This is a genomic window from Nonomuraea sp. NPDC004702 (genome assembly GCF_053601695.1).
This window is the reverse complement of record NZ_JBSGCE010000086.1, coordinates 21,667-29,689: the sequence shown is the minus strand read 5'-3', so window position 1 is coordinate 29,689 and position 8,023 is coordinate 21,667. Positions and strand designations below refer to the sequence as shown.

The window sequence follows — 8,023 nt, the reverse complement described above, 5'->3', positions numbered from 1 at the left end:
CCCGCCGCTCTGTTCAGAGCGCCTTCCTACGCGGGTCCGGCCCAAGCTAGCCGCACAACGCAACGAAGCCCCCCGCCCGATCCGCGAGGACCGGATGGAGGCTCGTTGTTGTAGGCGGCCGTTAGACCTGGCCGTTCACCTCTGGCGGACGCTGGTCGGGGCATGCCTCGTCGAGCTCGGCAAGGGCCTGCTGGTTGCTGTGCGCGGGCCTACGGCCGGCTATTGACCGGGAAGATCTGCAGGCGGCGACGCTGACCGACAGCGCCGTGAAGGCCGTGTTGTCAGGCATCGGCTGCGGACCGGCTGACGAAGGCCGAACTTGGGTGGCGGTGGACGGCCGTTGGGCCAACGGCGTGTTGACCGGCTCCTGGCACAAGAGTGACGCGCCTGACATCGGCGAGGGCGCCAGAGAGACGGCGCGGCGAACCCGGCTAGCTGCCCTTGGTGAGGGACTGGAACAGGCCAACGTGCGGATCGATGACCCGCACAACCGGCTTGCCTAGCTCACCGCACGCCGGGACAGGCTCGCCGAGGAACACCGCGGCCTGCCCCCAGACGCTGAGCCGCGAGAGGCGCACGTCAAGCGCGCCACCGCCTACGACCGACGTGACGAGGTCAACGCCGCGCGCACCGCAGCGGACAAGGTGCTCCGCGAGCGTCAGGACGAGCTCAGAGACACCGGTGTCCGTGCTGAGGAGTTCACCGCGGACGTCGGCCTGCCCACCGAGCCGGTGACGCTTGAGGAGGTCAAGGCGGCGCTCACCCGCTACAGGCTGGTGGTCCTGGCCCAGTTGTGGCCCGCCATCCAAGCCTGGCATGACGCACACGAGAGCGCCGCGGACGCCCAAGGGGAGCTCGACAGGACCAAGGAACAGCTCGACGGCGTCGCCGAACTGGCCGCGAAGGCGGGCGAGGAGGCGGACGCGGCGTACCGCACTCTGACCCAGACCGCGGGCACCGCCATCGAGGAACTGTTCCGCCAACTCGACCAGGTGGAGCGTGAACTGCGCGAGCGCGTCGTCACCGAACGCGCCACCCGCCTTCGCGAACAGCAGGCCCTGCAGGAACGCGGCAAGGCCGAGGGCGAACGTGACAACCTTCGCAAGCAGATCGCGGAGGCCGCCACGGTACGCGGTGCCGCCGTACGCGAGCTCCAGGCGTTCGCCGCCACTGGCCTGCTGAAGCTCGCGCTCACCGATCTGGACGTCCCTGACACGGGCGTGGAGTGGGCCGCGACGCCAGCCGTGCTCCTGGCCAGGGCCGTCAACGCCGAACTCGACGCGCTGGACGACGGCGACAGCCTGTGGGAGCGTGCTCAGAAGAAGGTCGCCGAGGAGCACAAGCTGCCGTCGGACGTTTGGCCAGGCATGGGCACTCCGTCGGGTGATCTTGCGCGATGGACTCATGATCGTCGATGTGATCTTTCAGGGCCGTACCCGGGACATGCCCGAGCTGGCCTCGGCGCTGGCCGAGGAGACCGGGCAACGCGCCCGGCTCCTGTCGGCCAGGAACACGAAATCCTGGAGAACCACCTGCTGAACGAAGTCGCCGGCACGCTGCACGAGCGCCGCTGCGGAGTCAGAGGTCCGGAAGATGAACGCCGAGCTGGAAGCCCGCCCCGCCTCCACCGGCATGCGCCTGCGCCTGATCTGGAAGATTGCCAGGAACGCCCCCGAAGGGCTGGACCGGATCAGGGGCGAACTTCGCCAGACCGTGGACGCCTGGTCATCCGCGGACGGGCCATCGTCGGCGGATTCCCGCAAGAGCGGATCGCCCGCGAGCACGCCGACAATCCAGCCGCGGGCTGGACCGAGGCCCTGACCAGAGCGCTGGACTACCGCGCCTGGCATGAGTTCGCCATCCAGCGGCTCCAAGATGGCCAGTGGCGGGCCGCCGCCGGTCGCGCCTCCGGCGGAGAACGGGTGCTGGCCGCGTCGGTGCCACTGTTCGCCGCCGCCTTGGCCTACTACAAGTCCGCGGGCAACCCGTACGCGCCACGTCTGGTCGCACTGGACGAGGCGTTCGCCGGGGTTGATGACGACTCCCCGGGCCAAGTGCCTGGGCCCGCGGGCCACGTTCGACATGGACGTGGTCATGACCAGCGAGCGCGAATGGGCTGCTACCCGCAGGTGCCGGGCTGGCCATCTGTCAGCTCTCTCGCTGTGACGGCATCGACGCCGTGCTGGTGACGCCGTGGCGGTGGGACGCGCGCGAACGACGGCGGGCGGAACGCCCAGCCCCCGCGGTGCCCACGCGCGCCTCCGCTCCGGCAGTACGGCAGTACGGCGTGTTCGGCGTAGATGAGGACGGTGCGGACGGATGAATGACGGCGACACGAGCGGCCTCCCGAGGGCCGGCGGCGCGGACGAGAGGCTGGTGCGGTTGCTGGGCGGCGCCGGGACCACCTGGTTGGTCGACCGGGTGCGCCGCCGCTTGGAGCAGGATAGGCCGCCCGCCGGGACGGTGACGCTCACGCACGCGACCCCGGCACAGCGCCGCGCGGTCGAGACATTGCTCGGCCGCCGTGCGGGAGCCGGCTCCTCGTTGTCGGTCTCCTTGGACGAGGTGGACCGCATCCTGCGGACGGGCGGCATCGCCCTTTGCGGGTTGCGCGAGGCGGTCCTCCGGCTGCGCGGCCCGATCGGGACCTGCCTAGGGAGAAAGCCGCGCTCGCAACGGCCTGGGGACGGGCCTTGGCCAAGCTCGACGCTCTCGTCGCCGACCGGCCCGAGCTGTCCGGGTGGCGATCGTGGCTGGAGTCCACCGGCCACGTCCGAAGGCTCGCCCCCACAGCTGATGAGGCACGCACGCTCCTCGACCGGTTGAGCACCGTGCTGGAACGGCTCCCGTCACCGGGCACGCCCCTGGGCCGGCTCGCCGCCGAGACCCGCGCGGACGCACACGCGCTGGATGAAGAACGCCCACTGGCAACCCTCGCCCTGTCTGCGGCACGCGCCCTGTCCGGCCTGCCGTACGCGGGCGAAGGCGGCGCCGACACCCGCCGCTCGGTCTGGGCCGCGGTAGGCGTACACCTCGACGATTTGTCCTCCCTGTGTCTGGGGCTGTCGGGCGATGACCGCTCCCCCACCGGGCGCATGCTCATCGCGGCCAAGATGGCGGGCGAGCCATGCGTTCTGACCCTGCGGCAGCCGCGCCGCCACGACTCCCCGCCGCACGCGGACGTGGTGAGAATCTGTGAGAACCCGCGCGTCGGTCGCCGCGGCGACCGACGCGCTTGGATTCCCCTGCCCGCCCCTGGTGCGCGGCGGAGGCAGACCGTCGGCGGCCGTGTGGCAGATACTGGACATGCTCGCGGTCGGCGGTGCGACATTCCCCTACCACGGTGACTTCGACTGGGGCGGGAGCGCCATCGCCGCCTCGGTCCACGAACGGCTCGAGTTCCAACCGTAGCGCTTCGACGTCGCCTCCTATCGAGCCGTGTCCTCAACGGCACCGCTGTCCGGGCAGACGCCGCCCGACGCCCTGGGATCCGGAATTGTCTCTGGCGATGAAGCACCGGAGCGTGCGGATCGAAGAGGAACTCGTACTCGCCGAGTTGATCGCCAATCTGGCGACGAGACCCGCGATCAGTTAATTTCAGCCCCTCAGTATGTGTTCCCCGATCCGCGCGGCAGCGATGGCATCCCGGGTCCGCCAGCCCGTAGCCAAGAGCCTCGTCTGCGGGGTCGGACTCTAGGAAGAAACGGCGCCGTCATGGACACCATCACACAGGCCGCTGCCCTCAAGGAGCGGCTGATCGCCTTCGCCCTCTCGCCCCGGTTCACCCATGAGCTCGACAACGCCTTCGAGCGGAGTCACTCAGGCGACCTCGCCGACAACGAGGTGACCGCCAGCATGATCGTCGACCACTTCGCCCTGCAGCAACGGCTGATGGCCGGCGACACGGTGATCGACCGCTTCCTGCGCGCCCATCCCCGCCTCAGCCAGCAGGAGCGGGAGATGCTGCTCAGCTGGCGGGACGTGGTCGAAGGCGTCTTCGAGGTCCGGGGGAAGGACAAGGACGGCGTGATCCTTTTCAACCTCGTGGACGAGCTCACCTATCGCGCCCGGTCCAACATGGGCAAGTCCGCCTTCCGTCCGGTCAGAAAGGGCATGTTCCTCATCTGCCGCCTGGTCCCGCTCGGCGAGGACTGGCTGGTCAGCGCCAACATCAGCCTCTTCCCGGCCGAGGCCCGGCACCAACTCCTCACCCAGGCCGCCGAAATCGGCCTGCGTAACCCCAAGTTGGTCTTCCGCAACCCGGACAAACTCGCCACCGCCCGCCGATTGCTCGCCGAACAACGAGAGGTCTTCCTCGACCTGTACGGCGCCGAATACATCGTGGTCCCGGCAGAGGACGTGCCATCGCGACATGAGGCCTTCCTGCGAGCCTGCGTGGACCGAGACCAACCCGACGACACCTGGACCCTGCCCAGCCTGACCCTTCCCGACGAGATGCTGGACGCGGAAACGGTGGCCATCCACTTCGACCCGGAGACGGGCATCAGCTTCTACCTCGACTTCGGGCTCCTGCAGGAACTCTTCGCCAACCCGAGCCTGATCAACCGGCGCCGGTACCGCGAAACCCTGAGCTCCTACCTACGGGGCGACGACATCTCGCCGGCGGCCATCAAACTCCTAGCCGACGCCGTCCCGGAGAACGCCGGCATCGTCTTCGGCAAGTTGCTCAAGAAGAAGGGCTTCTCCTGGCCGGAGCATGGAGAGTCGCTGCTGCGCCGATTCAAGTCCCGCTACTTCGAAGAGCCCCAACTACCCACCCTCGTCCCGGTCAGCGAGACGATGGCCGAGCATCTGCGCGGTACCTTGCGTGAGGAGTCATCGCAGTCGTGATCGTCGCGCGCCCTGGCTCCGCAGAGTTCTCCACGAGTGCTCGCATACCGGCTGAACCGCACGGATGGGATATCGCTCAGGCACAGGTCCATGCGCCGCTCCGCTCGACCTCAAACCTGCCGAGTCCGCGGTCTCCCGCCGAAACCTCGTGAGATGGGCGCCATGGCGCGAGCAGGTGAGCGGGAGATCTTCCAACACGAGATGGGCCAGGGAGATCATGATCCAGCTGTCGCGAGTCGCAATGACGCGATCTCAGCGAAATTCCGGTGGCTAGTCATGCTCGAAATGGGGCAGGACGAGCGGCGCGCGGGCGATGTCGCCGATTCCGCTTGGACCACGGTGATGTGCTGGAGGGTGCGTCAACAGCCTTTGAGCAGGGCGAACCCGCATTCGTTGGGACAGCGCGGGCCGCGCAGAAGGTGGTTGCAGGTGCGGCTGTCCGGGCTGAGCGTCTGGTTGCCGAGAGGCTGTCCGAGGGGGACGCCAATGCCAGCGCCGTCATAGCCGCCGTTGGCGAGGGGTGGGCAGGCCGGCTGCGGCAGCGGCGTACAACGCGCCCAGCACGTGTGGGGGCGGCAGTCCGCCAGGGGCTGACGGGGCCTGGAAGTTAGCGGCGTGCTGATGGGCCATGCTGGAGTAAGTACCAGGCGTCGATGGGCTCGCCCTTGACACTGACGGTCTGGTCGGCGCGGCGATCGATGGGAATCAGAATGCCGTCCAGGATCGGGTAGGCGGCCCGGGCGGCGGTGCGGTCGCGAGGCCGGTCACCGGCGCGAGAGCGGGCTCGGGATGTGCGACCGGTCAAGGCGGCGGTGAGACGAGGACGGGCGGTCGGGTCGGTGACGATCTCACCCCCGCGGCTCCCGAGCACCGGCTTGGCGGCCACGACCCGCCTCTTCGAGGGGTGCGGCCGCGAGGTGGTCATGTAAGGCCGCGTGCCGGAATTGGTAGATGGGGCCGAGGGCGCGCAGCAGCCCGAGTCGGTGCGCGTCGTCGAGGAAGTCCATGAGGCGCCAGGGCAGCTGATGACGCAAGGTCAGCCAGATGAGCGCCAGGCTGAAGGCCTGCCACGCGTGATGTCTGCCCTCGAAGAGTCCGATGATGAGCCCGCAAAGGGCTCCCGCGAGCCCCGACATGAGCCCGGCGATTACGAACCCGAGCCGGGGTCCGAACATGAGCCCCAGCAACAGTCCGAAGGTTAGGCCGACCACGGACCCGGACATGGCCATGCGCACAAGAGCGAGAGCTCTGTCGGCTTCCCAGCTGGATCTAGGTGTGCTCATCGACGAGGGTGTCGGTTGCTCCGCCCAGTTGTTCAGGCCCGCGATCAGTGTGATCACGAAGACGATGGTGAACATGATTCCGTATCCCATCACGGCTCCGTACAGCAGCCCGATCTCCTGCCCGGGCCGCAATATTCGCCCTCCCAGCAGTACGGCCACGACGGCCCCCACAGGCCCGAACTTGACCGCGAGGTCGAGATCGCCGGTCACGGCGCGTCGTAGGGCACGCGTTCGTCCGAGTAGACGGAGGTTGGCATAGCCAGGTGTCTCCTTCGCCCAGGATCTGACGAACAAGACCCGGAACAAGATCCTGCTAGCGCATCCGACCGAGGAGCGCGAGTCCGCGATGGTACGGGCGATATTCCACCAGGCGATGTCGCGGGTAGCGGCTGGAGGGAAGGCGCGGGCCAGGTAGGTCAAGTAGCGGCGGGCCTTGTCCGGGTCCCACACGCGGCGGGGACGAAAGAAGTCGGCCGGATTGGCGCTGGGCGGCTGGGCTGCGATGACGGCGGGGATGAGGCGATCCAGCAGGTGAGCACGCAGAGCGGCGGCGTCCTGGCCCAAGGGACCCAACAGCGGACTCGGGTCGGCATGGGCGTCAAGATAGACGGCGCGGATCAGCCATAGTCCCAGCGGGGTGAGAGTCAGCTCGGCCAAGCCGGGAACGGCGTGCCCGCGAAGTGCCCGCAGCACCCGCTTCCACGCCGCGGGCGGGGAGCCGGACAGACAGTCACTCAGGTAATCGGCGGCGTCTTGCCGGCTGAGTGCTCGGGCAGCGATAACCTCGGCCCCCGCTAGCGGCCTGCCTACCTGGTCGACCGTGGCACGGAACTCGGCGGTACGGCTGGTGACGATGATGTGGCCGTGCTCTCCTAAGGACTTGTTGAGAGCGGTCAGGACGCGCACACGCCGGTCGTCGCTGATTTCGTCGAGCCCATCCAAAATGGGCAGAATGCGGCCGCTGTTGGCCAGCGCGGCGGCGGCGCCAGGGCCAAGCTGGGGTGCCTTCAGCGCCGGATAGTCCTGTTCGAGTCGTTCCGCAAGCCACTTTTGCAGCGTGTCGTGCGTGTCGGTGTCCCAGCCACTGGCCGGCAGAAGCACCGGCACCAGTGCGCCTCGGTCTCCGGTCGATGCATGGTTGTCGTGGCGGGTGGCCAGCAGGTGGAGCAGAAGTTGCACGGCCAAGGTCGTCTTGCCGGTCCCGGCACCGCCAGTGATAACCAGCCGGCCGCGCCGACGAAATCGCTGGGCCAAGGCGGCGATGTCATCGCCGCGGCCGTCGAAGGCCGCCCCTGAAGGGGCGGCCAGGTGGAGCGGGCTCATCAGCGCCGGGTTGGTAGTGCGCCGCCAGCGCACTGGCATGGGGCGTGGTTCATGCACCTGGCGGTAACGGGATTCCTCACGCCACTGTTGCTCGACGCGTTCCGCCAGGACGCCAGCGGCGGACTTCACGTCGGCGACCGCGAGGTGCCCTGGCGACGGTCGGGCCGCCGCCCATAGCCCCGCCGCGGTGCCGACAAGGCCCAGTGCGGCGAGCAGGACGGAGATGAAGTCAAGGGGGTGTGCTCTGCTGTCGGCCCCTGACCAGCTCACCCAGGGGAGCGATCCGCCCACCACGACGATCAGCACAAGGAGCAGCGCCGTGTAGGTAAGAATTGGCCAGCGGGTAGGCGGTCTTCTCACCTTCTCATCCTCGCCCGTCGATGACAGCGAGAGCCACCGCGTTGATGGTTTCGTAGCCGTGGCCCTCTGACCGGCTTGAGGGCCCCGGCCGCCTCAGCCGTTTCTCACCGCTAAGGATCCGCTCCGGACCGATGTCGGCGAGAGACCGGTTTCGAGGCTCAGGCTGTCAAGGGTAGTCGGGCCAGTCGTATAGCTGAAGGCGGTCG

At 68.5% G+C, this 8,023-nt stretch carries 6 protein-coding genes and 1 pseudogene; 6 read left to right on the top strand and 1 reads right to left on the bottom strand.

What is annotated here, in order from left to right; translation table 11 throughout:
* The first annotated feature begins 194 nt into the window (after nt 1–194).
* From ACWEJ6_RS48335 to ACWEJ6_RS48310, 6 genes and pseudogenes are all read left to right on the top strand, one after another.
* A complete protein-coding gene (locus tag ACWEJ6_RS48335) occupies nt 195–503 on the top strand; it encodes a hypothetical protein (protein WP_452432136.1) in 309 nt (102 codons plus the stop codon).
* Between the two features lie 141 nt (nt 504–644).
* Complete coding sequence (locus ACWEJ6_RS48330; protein ID WP_452432135.1) at nt 645–2,189, top strand: SbcC/MukB-like Walker B domain-containing protein; 1,545 nt, start codon at nt 645–647, stop codon at nt 2,187–2,189.
* A 130-nt stretch (nt 2,190–2,319) separates the two neighbouring features.
* Nucleotides 2,320–3,002 (top strand): annotated as a pseudogene (locus ACWEJ6_RS48325) (TIGR02679 domain-containing protein); the annotation flags it as partial.
* Between the two features lie 193 nt (nt 3,003–3,195).
* Complete coding sequence (locus ACWEJ6_RS48320) at nt 3,196–3,411, top strand: DUF2399 domain-containing protein (protein ID WP_452432133.1); 216 nt, start codon at nt 3,196–3,198, stop codon at nt 3,409–3,411.
* Nucleotides 3,412–3,508: 97 nt separating this feature from the next.
* Nucleotides 3,509–3,595 (top strand): hypothetical protein, encoded by an 87-nt coding sequence (locus ACWEJ6_RS48315; RefSeq protein WP_452432138.1) that lies wholly within the window; start codon nt 3,509–3,511, stop codon nt 3,593–3,595.
* 17 nt (nt 3,596–3,612) lie between these two features.
* Nucleotides 3,613–4,851: a hypothetical protein gene (locus ACWEJ6_RS48310; RefSeq protein ID WP_452432131.1), complete on the top strand. Its 1,239-nt coding sequence runs from the start codon at nt 3,613–3,615 to the stop codon at nt 4,849–4,851.
* A gap of 848 nt (nt 4,852–5,699) precedes the next feature.
* On the opposite strand, the gene ACWEJ6_RS48305 is transcribed toward ACWEJ6_RS48310, so the two are convergent.
* Complete coding sequence (locus ACWEJ6_RS48305; protein WP_452432129.1) at nt 5,700–7,763, bottom strand: NACHT domain-containing protein; 2,064 nt, start codon at nt 7,761–7,763, stop codon at nt 5,700–5,702.
* Between the last annotated feature and the right edge of the window lie 260 nt (nt 7,764–8,023).